Origin of the sequence: Plantibacter flavus (genome assembly GCF_002024505.1) — a bacterium.
GTDB classification, from domain to species: domain Bacteria; phylum Actinomycetota; class Actinomycetes; order Actinomycetales; family Microbacteriaceae; genus Plantibacter; species Plantibacter flavus_A.
On record NZ_CP019402.1, the window covers coordinates 1,790,315 to 1,811,371 of the forward strand.

19 protein-coding genes and 2 tRNA genes are annotated in these 21,057 nt (G+C 69.2%); 11 read left to right on the forward strand and 10 right to left on the reverse strand.

Annotation, left to right across the window (positions count from 1 at the left end; translation table 11 throughout):
* Positions 1-10 precede the first annotated feature (10 nt).
* The gene (gene ettA, locus BWO91_RS08455) at positions 11-1,693 is read left to right on the forward strand and encodes an energy-dependent translational throttle protein EttA (RefSeq protein ID WP_064295137.1); all 1,683 of its coding nucleotides are present in this window, start codon (positions 11-13) and stop codon (positions 1,691-1,693) included.
* 87 nt (positions 1,694-1,780) lie between these two features.
* Positions 1,781-2,254: an acyl-CoA thioesterase gene (locus BWO91_RS08460; protein ID WP_079002296.1), complete on the forward strand. Its 474-nt coding sequence runs from the start codon at positions 1,781-1,783 to the stop codon at positions 2,252-2,254.
* 10 nt (positions 2,255-2,264) lie between these two features.
* Here the strand turns inward: BWO91_RS08460 and BWO91_RS08465 are convergent, their stop codons facing one another.
* The gene (locus BWO91_RS08465; RefSeq protein WP_240555750.1) at positions 2,265-3,137 is read right to left on the reverse strand and encodes an acyl-CoA thioesterase; all 873 of its coding nucleotides are present in this window, start codon (positions 3,135-3,137) and stop codon (positions 2,265-2,267) included.
* Positions 3,138-3,263: 126 nt separating this feature from the next.
* Here BWO91_RS08465 and BWO91_RS08470 point away from each other — a divergent pair, with 126 nt between their 5' ends.
* Positions 3,264-3,944: a hypothetical protein gene (locus BWO91_RS08470; RefSeq protein ID WP_079002297.1), complete on the forward strand. Its 681-nt coding sequence runs from the start codon at positions 3,264-3,266 to the stop codon at positions 3,942-3,944.
* Between the two features lie 3 nt (positions 3,945-3,947).
* Here the strand turns inward: BWO91_RS08470 and BWO91_RS08475 are convergent, their stop codons facing one another.
* From BWO91_RS08475 to pepN, 6 genes are all read right to left on the reverse strand, one after another.
* Positions 3,948-5,630: an FAD-binding dehydrogenase gene (locus tag BWO91_RS08475; protein ID WP_079002298.1), complete on the reverse strand. Its 1,683-nt coding sequence runs from the start codon at positions 5,628-5,630 to the stop codon at positions 3,948-3,950.
* Positions 5,631-5,685: 55 nt separating this feature from the next.
* Positions 5,686-6,114 carry a globin gene (locus BWO91_RS08480; RefSeq protein ID WP_079002299.1) on the reverse strand — a complete coding sequence of 143 codons (429 nt, stop codon included), beginning with the start codon at positions 6,112-6,114 and terminating at the stop codon, positions 5,686-5,688.
* Positions 6,111-7,118 (reverse strand): mechanosensitive ion channel family protein, encoded by a 1,008-nt coding sequence (locus tag BWO91_RS08485; RefSeq protein WP_079002300.1) that lies wholly within the window; start codon positions 7,116-7,118, stop codon positions 6,111-6,113. Before BWO91_RS08485 ends, BWO91_RS08480 begins: the two co-directional genes overlap by 4 nt.
* Positions 7,119-7,199: 81 nt before the next feature.
* Positions 7,200-7,874, reverse strand: coding sequence for a response regulator (locus BWO91_RS08490; protein ID WP_079002301.1), 675 nt, complete (start codon positions 7,872-7,874; stop codon positions 7,200-7,202).
* Positions 7,871-9,160, reverse strand: a complete 1,290-nt coding sequence (locus tag BWO91_RS08495; protein ID WP_153303421.1) for a sensor histidine kinase — start codon at positions 9,158-9,160, stop codon at positions 7,871-7,873. Before BWO91_RS08495 ends, BWO91_RS08490 begins: the two co-directional genes overlap by 4 nt.
* A 144-nt stretch (positions 9,161-9,304) precedes the next feature.
* Positions 9,305-11,848, reverse strand: coding sequence for an aminopeptidase N (pepN, locus tag BWO91_RS08500; protein WP_079002303.1), 2,544 nt, complete (start codon positions 11,846-11,848; stop codon positions 9,305-9,307).
* Positions 11,849-11,990: 142 nt separating this feature from the next.
* Here pepN and BWO91_RS08505 point away from each other — a divergent pair, with 142 nt between their 5' ends.
* The 4 genes from BWO91_RS08505 (at position 11,991) to BWO91_RS08520 (ending at position 15,790) form a co-directional block, all read left to right on the forward strand.
* A complete protein-coding gene (locus BWO91_RS08505) occupies positions 11,991-12,614 on the forward strand; it encodes a DsbA family protein (protein WP_064295146.1) in 624 nt (207 codons plus the stop codon).
* A gap of 35 nt (positions 12,615-12,649) precedes the next feature.
* Positions 12,650-13,138 carry a ribose-5-phosphate isomerase gene (locus BWO91_RS08510; RefSeq protein WP_064295147.1) on the forward strand — a complete coding sequence of 163 codons (489 nt, stop codon included), beginning with the start codon at positions 12,650-12,652 and terminating at the stop codon, positions 13,136-13,138.
* A gap of 62 nt (positions 13,139-13,200) precedes the next feature.
* On the forward strand, positions 13,201-14,202 hold the full coding sequence (locus tag BWO91_RS08515; RefSeq protein ID WP_079002304.1) for an Fpg/Nei family DNA glycosylase: 1,002 nt from the start codon (positions 13,201-13,203) through the stop codon (positions 14,200-14,202).
* 37 nt (positions 14,203-14,239) lie between these two features.
* On the forward strand, positions 14,240-15,790 hold the full coding sequence (locus BWO91_RS08520; protein WP_079002305.1) for an amidohydrolase: 1,551 nt from the start codon (positions 14,240-14,242) through the stop codon (positions 15,788-15,790).
* 90 nt (positions 15,791-15,880) lie between these two features.
* On the opposite strand, the gene BWO91_RS08525 is transcribed toward BWO91_RS08520, so the two are convergent.
* Complete coding sequence (locus BWO91_RS08525; protein ID WP_064295149.1) at positions 15,881-16,369, reverse strand: Dps family protein; 489 nt, start codon at positions 16,367-16,369, stop codon at positions 15,881-15,883.
* A gap of 215 nt (positions 16,370-16,584) precedes the next feature.
* Between BWO91_RS08525 and BWO91_RS08530 the strand changes: the two genes are divergently transcribed.
* Entirely contained in the window at positions 16,585-17,121 is a 537-nt protein-coding gene (locus tag BWO91_RS08530) for a gamma carbonic anhydrase family protein (protein ID WP_079002306.1), read from the forward strand.
* Here BWO91_RS08530 and BWO91_RS08535 read toward each other — a convergent pair.
* Positions 17,118-17,309 carry a hypothetical protein gene (locus BWO91_RS08535; protein ID WP_079002307.1) on the reverse strand — a complete coding sequence of 64 codons (192 nt, stop codon included), beginning with the start codon at positions 17,307-17,309 and terminating at the stop codon, positions 17,118-17,120. The two genes, BWO91_RS08530 and BWO91_RS08535, sit on opposite strands and share 4 nt — an antisense overlap.
* Positions 17,310-17,655: 346 nt before the next feature.
* Here BWO91_RS08535 and BWO91_RS08540 point away from each other — a divergent pair, with 346 nt between their 5' ends.
* Complete coding sequence (locus BWO91_RS08540) at positions 17,656-18,927, forward strand: HNH endonuclease signature motif containing protein (RefSeq protein WP_079002308.1); 1,272 nt, start codon at positions 17,656-17,658, stop codon at positions 18,925-18,927.
* Positions 18,928-19,178: 251 nt separating this feature from the next.
* On the opposite strand, the gene BWO91_RS08545 is transcribed toward BWO91_RS08540, so the two are convergent.
* A tRNA-Gly gene (locus BWO91_RS08545) sits at positions 19,179-19,249 on the reverse strand.
* A gap of 193 nt (positions 19,250-19,442) precedes the next feature.
* Between BWO91_RS08545 and BWO91_RS08550 the strand changes: the two genes are divergently transcribed.
* Together BWO91_RS08550 and tig are read left to right on the forward strand one after the other, a co-directional pair.
* Positions 19,443-19,516: transfer RNA gene (locus BWO91_RS08550), tRNA-Pro, on the forward strand.
* A gap of 55 nt (positions 19,517-19,571) precedes the next feature.
* Positions 19,572-21,038, forward strand: coding sequence for a trigger factor (gene tig, locus BWO91_RS08555; RefSeq protein WP_071260850.1), 1,467 nt, complete (start codon positions 19,572-19,574; stop codon positions 21,036-21,038).
* Positions 21,039-21,057 lie beyond the last annotated feature (19 nt).

Here is a 21,057-nt window from a genome sequence, read left to right on the forward strand (position 1 = left end):
GGACGGCGACATGGCTGAATACATTTACTCGATGGTCCGCGCCCGCAAGGCGGTCGGCGACAAGCTCATCCTCGACGACGTGACGATGGCGTTCCTGCCCGGAGCGAAGATCGGCGTCGTCGGCCCCAACGGTGCCGGTAAGTCCACGATCCTGAAGATCATGGCGGGGATCGACACCCCCTCGAACGGCGAGGCGAAGCTCACGCCCGGCTTCAGCGTCGGCATCCTCATGCAGGAGCCGGAACTCGACGAGGACAAGACGGTGCTCGAGAACGTCCAGGAGGGCGTCGGCGAGATCAAGGGCAAGATCGACCGCTTCAACGAGATCTCGCTCGCGATGGCCGAGCCCGACGCCGACTTCGACGCCCTGCTCGCCGAGATGGGCGTGCTGCAGGAGGCGATCGACGCCGCTGACGCCTGGGACCTCGACTCGCAGCTGGAGCAGGCGATGGACGCCCTGCGCTGCCCGCCGTCCGACGCCACGGTCGCCCACCTCTCCGGTGGTGAGAAGCGTCGCGTCGCACTCTGCAAGCTCCTCCTGCAGAAGCCCGACCTCCTGCTCCTCGACGAGCCCACCAACCACCTCGACGCCGAGAGCGTGCTCTGGCTCGAGCAGCACCTCGCCCAGTACGCGGGCGCCGTGCTCGCCGTCACCCACGACCGGTACTTCCTCGACCACGTCGCGGAGTGGATCTGTGAGGTCGACCGCGGCCGCCTGTACCCCTACGAGGGCAACTACTCGACCTACCTCGAGAAGAAGGGCGAGCGCCTCAACGTCCAGGGCAAGAAGGACGCGAAGCTCGCCAAGCGCCTCGCGAGCGAACTCGAGTGGGTCCGCAGCAACGCGAAGGGCCGCCAGGCGAAGTCGAAGGCGCGTCTCGCTCGCTACGAGGAGATGGCGACGGAGGCCGAGCGCACCAGGAAGCTCGACTTCGAGGAGATCCAGATCCCCGCCGGTCCACGACTCGGCTCGACGGTCCTCGAGGCCAAGAAGCTCGAGAAGGGCTTCGACGGACGCGTCCTCATCAACGACCTCTCCTTCAGCCTCCCGCGCAACGGCATCGTCGGCATCATCGGCCCCAACGGTGTCGGTAAGACCACGCTGTTCAAGACCATCGTCGGCATCGAGCCGCTCGACGCCGGCGAGCTCAAGGTCGGCGAGACCGTCAAGCTCTCCTACGTCGACCAGTCCCGCGGGGGCATCGACCCCAACAAGACGCTCTGGGAGGTCGTGTCCGAGGGGCTCGACTACATCCAGGTCGGCAACCAGGAGATCCCGTCCCGCGCCTACGTGTCGACGTTCGGATTCAAGGGCCCGGACCAGCAGAAGAAGGCGGGTGTCCTCTCCGGTGGTGAGCGCAACCGCCTGAACCTCGCGCTGACGCTCAAGCAGGGCGGCAACCTCCTGCTGCTCGACGAACCGACCAACGACCTCGACGTCGAGACGCTCTCGAGCCTCGAGAACGCACTCCTCGAGTTCCCGGGTTGTGCCGTGGTCATCACCCACGACCGGTGGTTCCTCGACCGCATCGCGACGCACATCCTGGCGTACGAGGGTACCGAGGAGAACCCGTCGAACTGGCACTGGTTCGAGGGCAACTTCGAGTCCTACGAAGAGGACAAGATCAAGCGCCTCGGACCGGACGCGGCCAAGCCGCACCGCTCCGCCTACCGCAAGCTCACGCGCGACTAGGACTCGTGCGAACGGCCCATCGGCTTCTGCCGGTGGGCCGTCGTCCGTTCACGACCCGTACGTCCCCGACCCACGGAGGGCCCAGCAATGACCAGACTCCACGTGCCGATCCCACTGCGGTGGGGCGACCTCGACGCCTTCAACCACGTCAACAACGCCTCGATGCTCAAACTGCTGGAGGAGGCGCGTGTCCGCGTCTTCTGGATCCCGACGCTGGCGTCGGAGGACGTGCCGCCGACCGCGGTCATCGACGCGAGCGTCGAGGCCGAGACGCTGACGCTCGTGGCGCACCAGGAGATCGAGTACCTGGCCCCGATCCCGTACCAGCGCGATCCGCTCGACGTCCAGCTCTGGATGGGCAAGATCGGCGGGGCCAGCCTGCAGGTCGCGTACGAGGTGTACTCGCCGCTGGGCGGGGCATCGCAGACGCTGTACGCCCGAGCCTCGACGACGGTCGTCATGGTGGACGCCAAGACCCTCAAGCCGCGCCGGATCTCGGACGTCGAACGTGCCGCATGGGAGCCGTTCCTCGAGGATCCGATCGAGTTCTCGCGACGCTGAGCGACCCCGGTCACCGAGGCTTCGGGAATCGCACCATGCCCTCCTGGGCGACGCTCGCGACGAGGCGACCCGCCCGATCGTAGATGCGCCCGAGGGACAGACCTCGCCCGCCGGTGGCGCTCGGGGAATCCTGCAGGTAGAGCAGCCATTCGTCCACGCGCGCGGGACGGTGCCACCACATGGCGTGGTCGAGACTGGCGATCTTGATGCCGGGCGTGGCCCACGGAACGCCGTGACGACGGAGCACCGGCTCCAGGATCGTGTAGTCACTCGCGTAGGCGAGCGCGGCACGGTGCAGCGCCGGGTCGTCGGGCAGGTCTTCGATCGTCTTGAACCACACCGCTTGCCGGGTGGTCCGCTCGCCCTCCACCCGGAGGTAGACGGGGGAGCCGACGTGTCGGAGGTCGAAGGGGCGTCCCGTCGCCCACGCCTCGGCCGCCGGGTGGTCGATCCCGCTGAGGAGCTCGGCGGCTGACGGGAGCGTCTCCGGGTCCGGGATCCCGTCGGGCAGCTCGATCTGATGCTCCGGACCCTCGTCCTGGGTCTGGAAGGACGCGATCATCGAGAGGATCGGCACCCCGTTCTGGTAGGCCTGGGTGCGCCTGGTGGCGAACGAGCGTCCATCGTGGATGCGGTCGACCGCGAAGGTGATCGGCAGGTCGACGTCGCCCGGTCGGAGGAAGTACCCGTGCATCGAGTGGATGATGCGCTCGGCGTCGACGGTCCGGGTCGCGGCGACGACGGACTGGGCGAGCACCTGACCACCGAAGACCCGCCCCTGTGGCATCCATTGCGACGGACCGGTGAAGATGTCCTCGTCGGTCCGGACACCGGGAGCACTGAGGTCCAGCGCGGTCAGCAGGGAGTGGATCGGTTCCTTCACGCGAACACGCCTTTCATCCGGGGGTCGAGGCTCGGTCGTCGATGCCCGACCCGACCCGCCGAGTCTATCCAGGCCCCGGCGGCGCGGTGCCGGAGCGCACGCGGCGGTGGCGTAGATTGAGAGGAGATGTCCACCACCTTGCAGCTCCTCGACGCCACCTCGCTCGCCGACCTCCGCACCTTCCTCGCACGCGCCGCCCGGATCGACGACTCCGGCGTGCGACTCCTGGCCGCCGGGGACGTCTTGGCGGTCTCCGCTCCGGTGCTACACCCGCAGGGTCTGCTCGACCGGAGTCCGACGATCATCGGGATGCGTACCTTCGCACTCGCCGAACCCGCCACGGCCGACGTGCTCGCGACCCCGCGTGAACTCATCGACCGCATCGTCCGCACGCTCGGCGGCGTCGCTCCCGAGGACCTGGTCGCGGATGCTCGCGAGACCGTGCCGCTCGAGCTGCCGCCGTCCACGAGGACGGCTCCGTGGGTCGGACAGGCGCCGCCGCGTTGCGGCTGGGAACGCGCGGGCGACGTGGACACCATCGAGCTCGAACTCGTCGCAAGGACCGGGGCCTCGGAGATCGCCGAGACGCTCCCCACAGCGGTGGGCGATCAGATCGTCCAGAAGGTGCGGTCGCAGGTCTGGTCCCGGCCCCTCGGCGACGGCCACGGACTCCCGACCGGTGCCGCGTTCGCCGCGGTGGGCCTCGGCTTCATCGCCGAGCCGGAGCGTGCGGCCGTCTTCCGCTCAGGCGGATGGGTCCGCTTGAGCACCCGACGCGGGCATGTGCTCGCAGGTGCCGTGTCCTGATCCTCAGCCGGCGGCCATCGCGCGGCCGGCGGTCCGACCGCTGAACAGACAGCCGCCGAGGAAGGTCCCCTCGAGCGCGCGATAGCCGTGGATCCCTCCACCGCCGAAGCCGGCCGCCTCACCGGCGGCGTAGAGACCGGGCACCGGGTTCCCGTCGGGACCGAGGACCCGGCTCGCGAGGTCGGTCTCGAGCCCACCGAGGCTCTTGCGGGTCAGCACATGCAGCTTCACCGCGATGAGCGGTCCGGCCTTCGGATCGAGGAGCCGGTGCGGTGCGGCGACGCGGATGAGTTTGTCGCCCCGGTAGGAGCGGGCACCACGGAGCGCCGTGATCTGCAGGTCCTTCGTGAACGGGTTGTCGATCTCGCGATCGCGGGCCTCCACCTCGGCGACGAGGTTCGCCGCATCGATGGGCGTCTCCGGGCTCAGCTCCTGCATGCCGGCGACCAGCTCGGTGAGCGTGTCTGCGACGACGAAGTCAGCGCCGTGTTCCTTGAACGCCTCGACGGGGCCGGGCGCTCCCGGACCGATGCGCTTCGCGAGCAGCCCGAGATCCTTCCCGGTGAGGTCGGGGTTCTGCTCGCTCCCCGACAGCGCGAACTCCTTCTCGATGATCCGCTGGGTCAGCACGAACCAGCTGTGGTCGTGGCCGGTGGCACGCAGGTGCGCGAGGGTACCGAGCGTGTCGAAGCCCGGGAAGAGCGGCACCGGGAGCCGCTTCCCGGTCGCGTCGAACCAGAGCGACGACGGCCCCGGCAGGATCCTGATGCCGTGCTGCGGCCAGATCGGATCCCAGTTGGTGATGCCTTCGACGTAATGCCACATCCGGTCGCCGTTGATGAGATGCCCGCCCGCGCGCTCGCTGATCGCCAGCATGCGTCCGTCGACGTGCGCGGGGACACCGGAGAGCATGGTCGTCGGCGGCATCCCGAGCCGGGCCGGCCACTGTTCGCGGACGAGGTCGTGGTTCCCTCCGATGCCACCGCTCGCGACGAGCACCGCGGGCGCCCTGCACGAGAACTCGCCGACGACGTCGCGTGAGCTCGGAGCCCCGCGCTCGGCACGCGACGGGGCGAGCACGGAGCCGCGCACGCCGACGACCGCGCCGTCCTCGGTGAGCAGCTCGTCCACGCGGTGCCGGAAATGCGCCGACACCGTGCCGTCCTCGACGCCGGCGCTCACCCGTCGGACGAAGGGCGCGACGACACCGGGTCCGGTGCCCCAGGTGATGTGGAAGCGGGGAACGGAGTTGCCGTGGCCGATGGCGCCGTAACCGCCCCGTTCCGCCCAGCCGACGACCGGGAAGAACCGCACGCCCTGGTCGTGGAGCCAGGCGCGCTTCTCGCCCGCGGCGAAATCGAGGTACGCCTCTGCCCAGCGCTTGGGCCAGTGGTCCTCGGGACGGTCGAACGCTGCTGCGCCGAACCAGTCCTGGGTCGCGAGCTCGAGCGAATCACGGACGCCGAGGTGGCGCTGCTCGGGGGAGTCGACCAGGAACAGGCCGCCGAACGACCAGTGCGCCTGGCCACCGAGGTTCGACTCCGGCTCCTGTTCGAGCAGGATGACCCGCTTGCCGGCGTCGATGAGCTCTGCGGCGGCGACGAGCCCGGCCAGCCCGCTGCCGATCACGATCGCGTCGGCCTCGGTCCGATCGGCGGACGGATGGGGAGGGACGGCTGCTGGCATCTGTTGACTCCTTCGGCGCGGACGTGCGTCCGATCCTACGACCGCGCGGCCGGAATCAGAGGAGACTGCGGCGCGGTACCCCTGGATCCTCGTCGAAGGTGTTGACCATGGCGTGGGCTGCCCGCTCGAGGTAGTCCCAGAGCGTCGCCTCGTGCACCGGCGCGAGGTCGAGGCTGTCGACGGCGGCGCGCATGTGCAGCAGCCAGCGGTCGCGAGCGTCGGGGTTCACGTGGAAGGGCTGGTGCCGCAGCCGGAGACGCGGATGGCCGCGTTCGGCGCTGTAGGTGCCGGGCCCGCCCCAGTACTGCTCGAGGAAGAGCATCAGCCGGTCGGCCGCCGGACCGAGGTCCTCCTCGGGGTACATCGGTTTCAGGACGGGGTCGCCGGCCACGCCGCGATAGAACTCGTCGACGAGGGCCTTGAAGGTGGCGTGCCCGCCGACCTGCTCGTAGAAGGACGTGCCTGGTGCCTGGGAGTCGGTCACTGCTGCCCTCTCGGGGGTCGCTTGGTCTTCGGCGCCCGTGGCGGGACCACCGTGGTCGGGTGGGTGCGCGGGGGACGCGAACCGGTCACACTTGCGGCACCCTCGAAGCCCGAGAGGACGATGCTGTTGAGCGACGGCAGCTTGACGTCCATCTCGTCGACGGCCCGCTTCAACCGCATCCGCAGTTCGCGAGCCACGTCGTCCTTGGCACTCGTGCGCGTCTTGATGACAAGGCGGATGACGAGGGCGTCGCCCGAGATCGACTCGAGACCCCACAGCTCGGGCTTCTCGAGGATGCGGGAGCGCCACTTGGGGTCGTGGGCGAGTTCGTTCGCCGTGTCGAGCATGCGCTCCTGGACGGCCTCGACGTCGGTGTCGTACGGGATCGCCAGGTCGATGATGACCCGCGACCAGCCCTGCGACATGTTGCCGACCCGCAGGATCTCGCCGTTCCGGACGAACCAGAGCGTGCCGTTGACATCGCGTACTTGGGTGATCCGGATACCGACGGTCTCGACGACGCCGGTGGCGGGCCCGAGATCGACCACGTCGCCCACGCCCAGTTGGTCCTCGACCACCATGAACAGGCCGTTGAGGATGTCCTTGACGATGTTCTGCGCGCCGAAACCGAGACCGGCACCGACCGCTGCCGTCAGCAGGGCGAAGGAGCCGATGATGCTCGAGTCGATGACGTTGACGACGAGGATGGCCGCGACGATGACGATGGTGACGTTGACGATGTTGCTGAGCACGGTGCCGAGGGTCCGTGTGCGTTGGACGAGTCGGACGGCGGCCAGCGGCGAGGCGAGCAGCGATTGCGTGTCGGTGACGTCGGCGCTCTTCTTGACGCCACTCACGATGCGGCCGACGACGCGTCGGATGACGAATCGGAGCACCCATGCGGCGGCGAACGCCAGGCCGATCACGATCACCACGCCGATGATCTTCCACCCCGCCGTCCAGAGGAAGGCGGTCACGTCAGGCCAGATCTCATCCCAGTTCATATGGGGCCCAGTGTATCGAGCGACGCGGAGTGAACCGTGTGAGCCGCCCGAGTGCGAGCCGGAGGGTGCCTGCGTGGACGGTCATGGACGCACGAGTCCGTGCTTGTAGGCGAAGATGACGGCCTGCACGCGGTCGCGCAGCTGCAGCTTCATGAGCACGCGACCGACGTGTGTCTTCACCGTCGACTCGGAGAGGACGAAGTGGGCGGCGATCTCCGCGTTGCTCAGCCCCTCCGCCATGGCGACGAGGATGTCGTGCTCCCGCGGTGTCAGCTCGGCGAGTTCTGCGGCCGAGCCGTCCTCGGCGGCCGCGGGCGTGCCGGGGAGGGCCGTCGCGAAGAGTTCGAGCATCCGTTTCGTGATGCGGGTCGAGACGGCGGCGTCGCCGGCGTGGACCGCACGGATCGCGGACGTCAGCTCGTTCGGCAGGGCGTCCTTCAGGAGGAAGCCGCTCGCGCCGGCCCGCAGCGCTCCGAAGGCGTACTCGTCGAGGTCGAAGGTCGTCAGGATGATGATGCGACTGTCGGGGTTCGCGGCGACGATCCTCCTGGTCGCCTCGATCCCGTCGAGTCCCGGCATCCGGACGTCCATGAGGATCACGTCGGGCCGCAGGGTGGCGGCGAGGTGGATCGCCTCGGCGCCGTTCGAAGCCTCACCGACCACGTCCAGATCGTCCTCCGCGCCGAGCACGAGACCGAATCCGAGCCGGATGAGCTGTTGGTCGTCGACGAGCAGGATGCGGACGGGGTCGGTCATGGTGTGGTTCCTCGTGGTTCGGTGGTCGGCGGGGACGTTCTCGTCGGACGTGGTTCCAGTGGCAGGACGGCATGGACGCGCCACAGTCGATCGCCGACGGCTCCGGCGGTGACCTGACCCCCCTGGAACGCGACGCGTTCACGGAGGCCCAGCAAGCCCTGGCCGGCGCCGAGCGACGGCGCGTCCGGAATGGACCCGTCGTTCTCGACGATGAGCTCGAGGTGCTCGTCGTCGGTGGTGATGACGACGTCGACGCGCTTCGGCCGCTCCGCGTACCGCAGCGCGTTCGTGAGGGCCTCCTGCGTGATGCGGTGCACGGCGAGCAGGATCGACGGGTCGTCCGTCGACGGCCCGGAGGCGGTGAGTGCGACCGGCAGGCCGAGTCCGCGGAAGGTCTCGACGAGCGCGGGGATCGACGCGGCGTCGGGTTGCGGAGCGAGGGGCGCGCTGCCGGTCTCACGGAGGACCCCCAGCATGCGTCGCATGTCGACGAGGGAGCTCCGGGCGGCGTCGGTGACGGCGGTCATGGCGGATCGGGACGCCGTCGGGTCCTTCGTCGCCAGGGCCCCCTCGCTCAGCGCGACGATGACGGTGAGACTGTGGGAGACGATGTCGTGCATCTCGCGGGCGATGCGGGTCCGCTCGGCGACGGCGGCGAGCTGGGCCTGCTGGTCGCGCTCGCGGGCCAGCTGTGCCGCCCGATCGACGAGGGCTTCGACGTACCGCTTGCGATTGCCGACGTTGATCCCGATCAGCAGCCCGAAGAGCGCGAAGAGGACGACCGAGATGATGGTCTGCTGCGGCTCTCCCGGTGCGTGTGGCGCGGCCCAGGGCAGGAAGGGGGCGAGGACGGCGACGACCGCGGCGGCGGCGAAGGCCTGCCAGCCCAGTGCGACGGTCCGGTACACGGCCACGGAGTACAGCAGGATCGGCACCGCGAACGCGTCGACGCCCACCGTCTGCGCGACCGAGACGAGCCCGACGACGATGACGAGCACGGCCATCGCGAGCGGACGCCGTCGCCTGAGCAGGACGGCGAGCGTCGTGACGCCCACGATCGCGACGGCGAGGGCGATGCGACCGGGCTGGGCCGCCAGGTCGACGTCGAACCACTCGACGGTGCTGACCGAGAGGGCGACGAGGAGGTACCCGGCGGCGATGAGCGAGTCGGCGGTCCACGGATGCCTCGACCACCAGCGTCGGACGACCCCGGGCGGGCGCGGGAGCATCAGTGCGGCTTCCGTCGCGGCCCGGTCCGGGGCGGAGGAGGGCTTCCGAGCGGTCACGACGAGGACGACCCTGAGGGTCGGTCGTCGTTCACCGGTCGGCGCATCCCTCCAGGATACGGAGAACCCCTCCACAGCGGGTCGTGCCGTGGAGGGGTTCTCGCCAGAGGATCCTGGTACCGGAGTGCTATCCGGCCGAGTGGATCATGCGGCGTCCCGTGCCTGTGCCGCGAGTGCCCGCTCGACCCCGGCGAGGGCTTCGACGAGCATGCGTCGGAGTGCCGGGACATCGGCGTTGGCGTCCAGCCACGCGCGGGTGCGGTCGCGGAGCTCGGTGGAGGCGAGCGCCGCCGGGTAGAGCCCCTCGACGATGTACTCGGCGATCTTGTAGCTGCGCGACTCCCAGACCGAGGTGAGCGCGGCGAAGTACGGCTCGACGAGCGGCTGCAGGACGGCCGGGTCGATGACATGCCCGAACCCGAGACCGACGTTCCGGACGATCGCGTTCGGCTGGTCGTCGTGCTCGACGACCGAGTCGAACGCCGCACGCTTGCCCTCGACGGTGGGGATCGTCGCCCGTGCGCGAGCGGCCGCCTGCGCACCGTTCGCCGTGTTGTCCTCGGCGAGCGCCGCATCGATGTCCGAACCGTCCGCGAGGCCGAGGAGGACCAGGCCCTCGAGGAGCTCCCAGCGGAGGTCCGTGTCGATCTCCAGGCCCGGGAGTGCCGCGGAGCCGTCGCGCAGCGCACGCAGGTGCTCGCCGTGCTCGGGGGTCGAGGCGAGGGCGGCGAAGAACTTCACGAACTGGAACTGCGCGTCCGAGCCGGCCTCAGCCTCCTGGGCGAGCGTCCAGAGCGCGTCGCCGACCCGGGAGACGGTCGCCAGGCGGCGTTCCGGAGCGACGTAGTTGCGCGCGGCCAGACCGAGCTGGCCGAGCGTCGTGCGCAGGGTCGTCGACTCGGTCTCCGTGGCGATGTTCCCGAGGACGAGCTCCACGTAGTCGGAGGCGCTCGACTCGGCGTCGCGGGTCGCGTCCCAGGCGGCGCCCCAGACCAGCGAGCGTGCGAGCGGGTCCTCGATCGAAGCGAGGTGGCCGATCGCCGTCGCGAGCGACCGCTCGTCGAGGCGGATCTTCGCGTAGGCGAGGTCGTCGTCGTTCAGCAGCACCAGGTCGGGCTGCGTCTCACCGACGAGCTCCGGCACCTCGGTGAGCGCCCCGTCGACGTCGAGTTCGACGCGTCGGGTGCGGACGAGCTTGCCGTCCTGCAGCCGGTACAGGCCGATGGCGAGGCGGTGCGGACGCAGCGTGTCGTAGTCCGCGGGGACCGTCTGACGGACGGCGAACGCGGTGAACGCGCCGTCGGCGTCGACCGTGAACTCCGGGCTCAACGTCCCGACCCCGGCGGTCTCCAGCCACAGCTTCGACCACTCGCGGAGGTCACGGCCGCTCGTCGCCTCGAGCTCGACGAGCAGGTCGTCGAGCACCGTGTTGCCGAACTCGTGCTTGCGGAAGTAGTTGCCGACTCCGGCGAAGAACGCCTCGATGCCCACCCATGCGGCGAGCTGCTTCAGGACGGAGCCGCCCTTGGCGTAGGTGATGCCGTCGAAGTTGACCTGGACGTCCTCGAGATCGTTGATGGTCGCGACGATGGGGTGCGTCGACGGCAGCTGGTCCTGGCGGTAGGCCCAGGTCTTCTCCATCGCGTTGAACGTCGTCCACGCCTCGGTCCACTCGGTGGCCTCCGCGGTGGCGATCGTCGAAGCCCATTCGGCGAACGACTCGTTCAACCACAGGTCGTTCCACCACTTCATGGTGACGAGGTCGCCGAACCACATGTGCGCGAGCTCGTGCAGGATCGTGACGACCCGGCGCTCCTTGATCGCGTCGGTCACCTTCGAGCGGAACACGTAGGTCTCGGTGAAGGTCACCGCGCCGGCGTTCTCCATCGCGCCCGCGTTGAACTCGGGGACGAAGAGCTGGTCGTACTTCTCGAACGGATAGGGGTACGCGAACTTCTCCTCGTAGTACGCGAAGCCCTGACGCGTCTTCTCGAAGATGTAGTCGGCGTCGAGGTACTCCGCCAGGCTCTTCCGCGCGAAGACGCCCAGCGGGATGGTCCGGCCGTCGCTCGAGGTGAGCTCGCTGCGCACCACGTCGTACGGGCCGGCCACGATCGCGGTGATGTAGGAGGAGATGCGCTGCGTGGGTGCGAAGCTCCAGGTCGCCGCGCCGTCGTGCGCCGGTACCGGCTCGGGCGTGGGGGAGTTGCTGACGACCTGCCAGGCCGCGGGCGCCGTGATCGTGAAGGTGAACGTCGCCTTCAGATCGGGCTGCTCGAACACCGCGAACACCCGACGGGAGTCCGGCACCTCGAACTGGCTGTACAGGTACACCTCGCCGTCGACGGGGTCGACGAATCGGTGGAGGCCCTCACCGGTGTTGGTGTACTCGGCGTCAGCGTCGACGACGAGCACGTTCTCCGCAGCGAGGCCGTCGAGCTGGATGCGCACGCCGTCGGAGACGGTCGACGGGTCGAGCTCGACGCCGTTCAGCGTGACGGAGTGGACGGTGCGCGTCATGGCGTCGATGAAGGTCGAAGCACCGGGTTCACCGGTGAAGCGGACCGTCGTGGTGCTGCGGAACACCTCGGGACCGGTCGTGAGGTCGAGCACGACCTCGTAGCTCGACGTGTCGACGAGCGCCCTGCGCTCCTGGGCTTCGACTCGGGTGAGGTTCTCTCCTGGCACAACTGCTCCCTGGTGTTGATGGACACGTGACGTGTGAACTGCACGTGGTCGCTCGTGACGACCGCGGCACGGTCAACCAGCCTAGACCCGCCGTCCGTCCGTTTCGGGGGAGTCGACGGGGATCGGCGCGTAGGGTGACGGCATGACGACTTCCGCTGCAGACAACACCCGCGTCGACTTCTGGTTCGACCCCTCCTGCCCGTGGGCCTGGATGACCTCGCGTTGGGTCGACGAGGTCACCGAAGCCCGGAACCTCGACGTCCACTGGCACATCATGAGCCTCGCCGTCCTCAACGAGGACCAGGACGTCAGCGACGACTACCGGGCCTTCTTCCCCCGGGCGCTCCGATACACGCGTCTCGTCGCCGCTGCGGCAGCCGAGCACGGACACGCGGTCGTCAAGCCGCTCTACGACGCGCTCGGGACGCGGATCCACCCCGGCGGACGCGCGGAGGACGTCGACGCCGTGATCGCCGAAGCCCTCGCCGAGACCGGGCTCCCGGCGGCGCTCGCCGAAGCGTCGACGACGGACGCCTACGACGGGCCCATGCGCGAGAGCCACTTCGACGGCATCGGCCGGGTCGGCCAGGATGTCGGCACCCCCGTCATCGCGATCGACGACGTGGCGTTCTTCGGACCCGTCATCTCGCCGGCGCCGAAGGGCGAGCAGGCGCTCGCACTGTGGGACGGTGTCGTCGCCGCTGCCGCCTACCCGGGCTTCTTCGAGCTGAAGCGCAGCCGGACGGCGGACCCGATCTTCGACTGACGCGACGCCGGCGCCCGGAACCCTAGACTTTCCACATGCGCATCCACATCGCCACCGATCACGCCGGTCTCGAGCTCAGTCAGTTCCTGCAGGACCACCTGCGCGCAGCCGGTCACGACGTCGTCGACCACGGCCCGGCCGAGTACGACGCGTTGGACGACTACCCGGCGTTCTGCATCAACGCGGCGAAGGGCGTCGTGCGCGACCAGCAGGCCGGTGTTGACGCCCTCGGCGTGGTGTTCGGCGGCTCGGGCAACGGCGAGCAGATCGCCGCGAACAAGGTCGTCGGTGTCCGCGCGGCGCTCGTCTGGAACCTCAGCACGGCGCAGCTGGCTCGGCAGCACAACGACGCCAACGTCATCTCGATCGGTGCGCGTCAGCACAGCACCGACGAGGCGGTGTCCTTCATCGACGCGTTCATCGCCGAGCCGTTCAGCCTCGAGGAACGTCACGCCCGTCGGATCGCCCAGCTCGCCGAGTTCGAGGCGACCGGCACCATCGCCGGCAAGCACGTCGACGCCTGACGCGTCCTCCACCGCCACCGCGCGGCGCGCCGGATCGCGCCCCCACCGAGTGAGGAGTCACCATGCCCGAGGGGCACTCCGTCCATCGCATCGCCCGACAGTTCGCTCAGAACTTCGTCGGACACCGGGTCGCCGTGTCGTCTCCCCAGGGGCGCTTCGCCGAGGGTGCCGCCGTGCTCGACGGCCGGACGGTCACCGACGCCAAGGCCGTGGGCAAGCAGATGTTCCTCGAGTTCGACGACGGACTGTGGTTGCGGGTGCACCTCGGTCTGTACGGCGCGTGGGACTTCGCCGGTGAGATCCGGTCGGACCCGACCATCGCCGCCTCGAACGGCCGCATGGGGCAGACGAACCAGCGCGGCACGGTGCTCGACGACGACGATGCGCCGATCCACGATGCGGACGGGGAGAACTCCCTGCACAGCATCGGTGCACCGCGCCGGGCCAGGGTCCGGATGTCCGAGCAGTCGAGTCCACTCGCCGAGATCGACGAGCGGTTCCCACCCGAACCGGTGGGTCAGGTGCGCGTGCGGCTGTTGACCGAGACGACCGTGGCGGACCTCCGCGGGCCGACCGCCTGCGAGGTGATCGACGCCGCCGGGGTGCAGGCCGTCATCGATCGGCTCGGACCGGATCCACTGCTCGACCCGAGCGCGGAGGCGGGGGAGCGGTTCGTGTCGCGTGCGCACCGCAAGGGTTCCCCGATCGGCCTGCTCCTCATGGATCAGCAGATCATCAGCGGGATCGGCAACGTCTACCGCGCCGAACTGCTGTTCCGCGCCCGTCTCGATCCGCACCGCACCGGGAAGACGGTCCCCGTCGAGACGCTCCGCGAGATCTGGCTCGACTGGACGCGTTTGCTCGCGATCGGGGTCGAGACCGGACAGATGATGACGATGGACGACCTGTCGGCGGCCGACTACCGCCTCGCGATGGCCAACCGCGCCGATCGCCACTGGGTCTACAAGCGGGAGGGACTGCCGTGCCGGGTCTGCGGGACGAACATCCTCCTCGAGGAGATGGGCGCCCGCAAGCTGTACTGGTGCCCGAACTGTCAGCGCTGAACCGAACCCGCCTGCCGAACCGACGAGGACCGATGTGATGACCGAGCACCGCCCTGGACCCGTCGGCGACCTCGTCACGACGATCGCCGACGTCCACTTGTCCGGACCGCGCCGCGGAGGCTCGTCCGACGCCGAACGGGTCGACGTCCTGCTGGATGGCGGCTCGATCGTGGCGATCCGACCCGCCGATCCCGAGGTCCTGCTCAGCTCCGACCCGGGGGTGTTGGACGGTGGTGGTGGCTTCCTCCTGCCGGGGCTCTGGGACCACCACGTGCACTTCACCCAGTGGGCGCGCACGGCCAGGCGCGTTGACCTGTCCTCGGCCGCATCCGCCGCCGAGGCGGTCGAGTTGGTCGCTGAGCGGATCGCTCAGGAGGCCGACGGTGACGGCTGGGTCGAGGGCGCGAGGTTCCGGGACGCCCTCTGGCCGGACACTCCGACGTTCGCCCTGCTCGACGCGATCGCACCGGACCGCGAGGTCGTGCTGGTCAGCGCCGACCTCCACTGCTGCTGGCTGAACAGCGCGGCGCTCCGGGCCACGGGCTTCGCCGACCATCCCACCGGCCTGTTGCGGGAGGAGGAGTCGTTCGCCGTCCTCAAGCAGCTCGACCAGGTCGCCGACGAGCTCTCCGACCGCTGGGTCGACGCCGCAGCCGACCAGGCGGCATCCCGCGGCGTCGTCGGTGTCGTCGACCTGGAGATGCGCTGGAACGCCGCGGACTGGATCCGTCGGGTCGGGAACGGGACTCGCGCGCTGCGCATCTCCTTCGGCGTGTACGCCGAGCACCTCGAGCGCGCGATCGACGCCGGGCTCGTGACCGGCGGAGTACTCGCCGGAACGGACGGTTTGGTGCAGGTCGGCCCGTTTAAGGTCATCACCGACGGATCCCTCAACACCCGGACGGCCTGCTGCGACGCGCCCTATCCGGGTTCGGCTCCTGGAACCGACGCGCACGGGATGCTCAACGTCCCGCCGGAGCGACTCACCGCATTGCTCACCCTTGCGACCGCCAACGGCCTCCACTGTGCGGTGCACGCCATCGGCGACCGAGCCAACACCCTTGCGCTCGACGCCATCGAGACGACCGGCGCGAAGGGCACGATCGAGCACGCGCAGCTCCTCCGGGCGTCGGACCTCGCGCGGTTCGCGCGGACCGGAACGGCTGCGAGCGTCCAGCCGGAACACGCGATGGACGATCGGGACATCGCCGAGGTCCACTGGGCCGGGCGCACCGACCGTGCCTTCGTGCTCCGCAGCCTCCTCGACGCCGGTGCAACGCTCCGACTCGGTTCCGACGCCCCGGTCGCTCCGCTCGACCCGTGGGTCTCCATCGCCGCCGCCGTGACGCGCAGCCGCGATGGACGCGAGGCCTGGCACGGCGAGCAGGCCATCACGGTCGAGGAGGCGCTGGCGGCGTCGACCAGAGGAGACGACGACGTGGTGGCCGTCGGCCGCCCCGCCGACCTCGTCGTCGTGGGGTTCGACCCGTTCTCCTGCGCGCCGGAGGCCCTGCGCACCATGCCGGTCCTGGCGACGATGCTGGGTGGGCGCCTGACGGCAGCCGTGAGGCCCGGCCCGGGGGCGTGACGCTGCGCGGCCCGCGGGAACACGACGAAGGGGCAGCCACGGTGGACTGCCCCTTCGTAGGTGATGCTCGCGGGTCGCCCCGCCGGGGTGCTAGCGGCTGAGGTGGGCGAAGAGGAACCAGCGGTCCTTGTCGAGGCCGCGGGCGATCTCGATCGCGATGTCCTGGCTGGTCTGGTCGAGCTCGTCGAGCTCGTCGACCGCGGTGTTGACCGAGGCGGACGCTGCGTCGATGAGGGCGATGACCTCGGCGATGGTGCGGTCGGACTGCTGGAAGCCCTCGCTCAGCTCGGGCGTGCTGGTCTTCGCGGCGACGGTGCTGAGGCGTGCGTCGACCGGGAGGCCGAGGGCGACGATGCGCTCCGCGGCGAGGTCGGCCCACTCCTGCGCGTGGTCGACGATGTCGTCGAGCAGTTCGTGGACGCCGATGAAGTTCGCACCACGCACGTGCCAGTGGGCCTGCTTGCCGTTGACGACGATGGCGGTGAGGTCGACGACGACGGGGCTGAGGAACTGCGCGGTGCCTGCTGCGACGTCCGGGTTGGCGACGGCCTGCGGAATGGAGGTGGTGATGTCGGTCATGGTGTTTCCCCTTCGTTGACGAGTGAGGCCCTGGTCGGACGGATTCGTCGGTCTGCTTGAATGCAACGGTACTCAGCCGCAGACATTCCGCAAGGAAGTCGAGGCTCGGCTTACGAAGGGTGCACTCAGCAAGGAAAGCCTGACCGTACCGGCGATTCACCCCGGAACGACGCGGGTTCCCGTCCGTCGGAGCCGCCTGCGATAGCGTGGCCGGTATGACGCTGCACGGTACGGTCAGGAAACTCTCAGACGGACGCTCGCCCCGCATCGATCCGAGCGCCTACACGGCGCCGGGATCCGTGCTGGTGGGGGCCGTCGCGCTCGCCGCGGATTCGAGCGTCTGGTACAACGCCGTCCTGCGTGCGGACTCCGACTCGATCACGCTCGGCGCCGGGTCCAACATCCAGGACGGGGTCGCCGTGCACACGGACAGCGGCCACCCGACGGTCATCGGGCGCAACGTCTCCGTCGGACACAACGCGGTCGTCCACGGCTGCACCGTCGAGGACGACTGCCTCATCGGTATGGGTTCCGTGGTCCTGAGCGGAGCCGTGATCGGTGCCGGGTCGCTCGTCGCCGGGGGAGCCGTGGTCCTCGAGGGCATGATCGTGCCGCCCGGTTCGCTCGTCGCGGGGGTCCCGGCCAAGGTGCGGCGGGAGTTGACGGCCGACGAGCAGGAGGCGATCCGGCAGAACGCAGCGCACTACGTCGCGCTCAGAGCGGTCCACGCCGCAGCCGTCGACGAGGATTAGCGGCGGCGTGCGTCGCGCTTCTTGAGGCGACGCTGCGCGGCGAGCGAGCCGGACAGGCAGACGACGCAGCCGATCATGCAGATGAGGCCGACGCCGAGTCGTCCGGTCGCGAGCGCGTACACCCCGATGAAGAAGACGAGCGCGCCGGCCACCGTCCAGATGTGGGGCCAGATCGCGTCGAGTCGCATGCGCTCAGCCTAGGCCGTCGCGCATCCCGTGCTCCGTCCTCCCCGCGCTTCGACCCCTCGAACGGCACACGAGCGACCTCCCCGCTCCGGTGGTCTCCCTCCCGACCCCGATGACCACCTCCGGTCCCTGGGGGACCTCCTCCGGTCCCTGAGCCTGTCGAAGGGCATGCGGAGAACCTCACGAATCCGGCGCTCCTCTTCCCGGTCCCTGAGCTTGTCGAAGGGCACGCGGAGAACCGGCGCTCCTCCTCCCGGTCCCTGAGCCTGTCGAAGGGCACACGAGCAACTTCCACAGTCACCCTCACTCGGCATCTGGAATGTCAGTGGTTCATGGTGGACTTGTCCCATGACCGAGACCACCCTCACCGCGACCCGCGCGAGCGACGAGCACGCCGCACGCCTCGCGGAGTTCTCGGACCACTACGCGGACATCCAGCGTCGGCGTGCTGCTCTGGACGCCGAGGAGGCCCGGCTCCTCACCCGCTCTGCCGCCTACGCCGACGCCTATGCCGACGTCACGGTTCCGGCGATCTTCCCGCCGGCGGAACGCCAGGCCCTCTCCCGCCGCTCCACCTGTGCGGCCCTCGCCATGGCGACACGGACGCCGGAACGGACGGTCCAGCGCGCGACCAACGATGCCGAACTGCTCGTGAACGAAGCACCGGCTGTACTCGAATCCCTCGAAGCCGGTCGTATCTCGGCGCGGCATGCGCAGACCATCACGGATCAGCTCTGCGACGTCCCGACCGCAGGGCGAGCGGTGTTCCTCGCCGAGGTCCTGCCGGTCGCCGAACAATCCACCAATGCGTACCTCCGGAAGCGTGCCCGCGTCCTGCGCGAGCGCCTCCACCCGGAATCGATCACCGCACGCGCAACCCGTTCGGAGGCTGACCGTCGGATCGAGTTCGAACCTGCCGCGGACGGCATGGCGTGGGTGCACCTGTTCACGACGGCACCGATCGCGCAAGGCATCATCGAGCGGGTCGAGACGGCAGCTGCGGAATCGCGCAAGGCCGGTGACACCCGCACCTGCGCACAACTCCAGGCCGACGCGCTCGCGGCGCTCGCACTCACCGGCGTCACACCCGGCGACGTCATGTCCAGCGCGGTCCTCCCGCACCCGATCGAGGTGCAGGAGCACATCAAGCCGACCGTGCAGGTCACGGTCCCGGCGCTGAGCATGGCCGGTGTCTCCGACACTCCGGCAACCCTCGACGGGTACGGTCTCATCGACCCGGAGACCGCCGCACGCATCGCGGTGAATGCACCAAGCTTCACCCGGATCCTCGTCCAGGCAGAAACGGGTGCGGTCCTCTCCGTCGGCCGGAACCGGTACCGCGTTCCGGCCGATCTCCAACGTGCGGTCCGGCTGCGGGACGGCACCTGTCGGGCACCGGGCTGCGGGAGGCGGGCCAGAGCGTGTGACCTCGATCATTCGGTCGCGTGGGAGGACGGCGGGACGACGGATGTCGGGAATCTCGCCTGTCTCTGTCGACATCATCATCGGATGAAGCACCTTCCGGGGTGGAACCTCGACCATGGACCGGGTGGGGTCCTTGAGTGGACGACACCCGACGGGAAACACCATCGGACGGAACCGGACCCCGCACCGTTCTGACCAGCTCCGGTCCCTGAGCCTGTCGAAGGGTTTCCAGTGGGCACTTCGACAGGCTCAGTGACCGGGAGAAGTGTGCCCGGAACGATCAGGCTTCCTCGTGGGCACTTCGACAGGCTCAGTGACCGGGAGAGGATCGCTCGGGACGCTTCGCGCCCGGAGCCTGTCGAAGGGTGCGGCGTCAGGAAGGCCCTGCGCGATGACGGAACCGTCGCGCCTGCTTTCGCGCCGCCGCCTGGTTCTGATGTATTGAGAGGGGATGACGGGAATCGAACCCGCGTAATCAGTTTGGAAGACTGAGGCTCTACCATTGAGCTACATCCCCGAGGCGCCGCACTGCGACGAACTCACCCGGTAATGCTACTGCATCCCGAGCGCCCATCCGTGCAGCCACGTGTGCCGAGGCCGGTTCCGCCCCGGAAACCGCACAGGGGCCGCACAGATTCTGGGCTAGACTGACCGAGGCCATTTCGCCCACCGCTCGTCGGTCGGGCCGGCTGGCCGGATTGTCGCCGATCCGGGGCGTAGCTCAGCTTGGTAGAGCGCCCGGTTTGGGACCGGGAGGTCGCAGGTTCGAATCCTGTCGCCCCGACTCCGTTTTGCGTCCTCAACTGAGGCAGAATCCCCGACACAGGAGAAGTAATCACGTGAAGACCACGGTCGAGAAGCTGAGCCCCACTCGCGTCAAGCTCGCCATCGCGGTGACGCCCGAGGAGCTCAAGCCGAGCATCACCCACGCCTACGGACACATCGCCGAGGACATCAACGTCCCCGGCTTCCGTAAGGGCAAGGTGCCACCGGCGATCATCGACCAGCGCGTCGGCAAGGGCGCCGTGATCGAGCACGCCGTCAACGAGGGCCTCGACGGCTTCTTCCGCAAGGCACTCGAGGAGAACGAACTCCGTCCGCTCGGCCGCCCGCAGGCCGACATCGTCGAGTGGCCGAACGAGAAGGACTTCTCCGGCGACCTGCTCGTGAATATCGAGGTCGACGTCCGTCCCGAGATCACGCTTCCCGACTACGAGGGCCTCAAGCTCACCGTCGACGCCCAGGAAGCCGGCGAAGCCGACGTCCAGGACGAGCTCGACCGCATCCGCGCGCGCTTCGGCACGCTCGTGACCGTCGACCGCCCGGCCAAGACGGGCGACTTCGCCCAGCTCGACCTGGTCGCCAAGATCAACGACGCCGAGGTCGACCGCGCCAGCGGCGTCTCCTACGAGATCGGTTCGGGCGAGCTGCTCACCGGCATCGACGAGGCACTCGACTCCCTCACCGCCGGTGAGACCACCACCTTCACCTCGCCGCTGCTCGGTGGCGAGCACGAGGGCGAGGACGCCGAGGTCACCGTCACCCTGACCGCCGTCAAGGAGCGCGAGCTCCCCGAGGCCGACGACGACTTCGCTCAGATCGCGAGCGAGTTCGACACCATCGACGAGTTCAAGGCGCAGCTGCGCGAGGTCGTCGAGCGCCAGCAGGTCATCACCCAGGGCCGCGACGCACGCACCGCGCTCGTCGACGCCATGCTCGAGGCCGCGCAGATCCCCGTGCCCGAGAGCGTCATCGAGGACGAGGTGCACCGTCACCTCGAGGGCGAGAACCGCCTCGAGGACGACGAGCACCGCGCCGAGGTCACCGAGTCCAGCGAGAAGGCACTGCGCACGCAGCTCCTCCTCGACGCCCTCGCCGAGTCGCTCAACGTCCAGGTGAACCAGAACGAGCTCACCGAGTACCTCATCCAGAGCGCGTCGCAGTACGGCATGGAACCCGGTGAATTCATCGAGGCACTCGGCCAGCAGGGTCAGATCCCCGCTATGGTCGGCGAGGTCGCCCGCAACAAGGCAATCGCCATCGCGCTCGGCAAGGCCGAGGTCGTCGACTCCAACGGCAAGCCCGTCGACCTGAGCGACTTCGTCGCCGTGGTCGAGGACGAGGACGCCGCCACCGAGACTGCCGCCGACGAGACGACCGAGGCTCCGGCCGAGGACGCCGCCGACGAGGCTCCGGTCGAGGCCGAGCCGAAGAAGGCCGCCGCCAAGAAGGCACCTGCGAAGAAGGCGCCCGCCAAGAAGGCACCGGCCAAGAAGGCCGCTGCCGACGAGGCCGCTGCCGAGTAGGACAGCACCAGCAGTGACG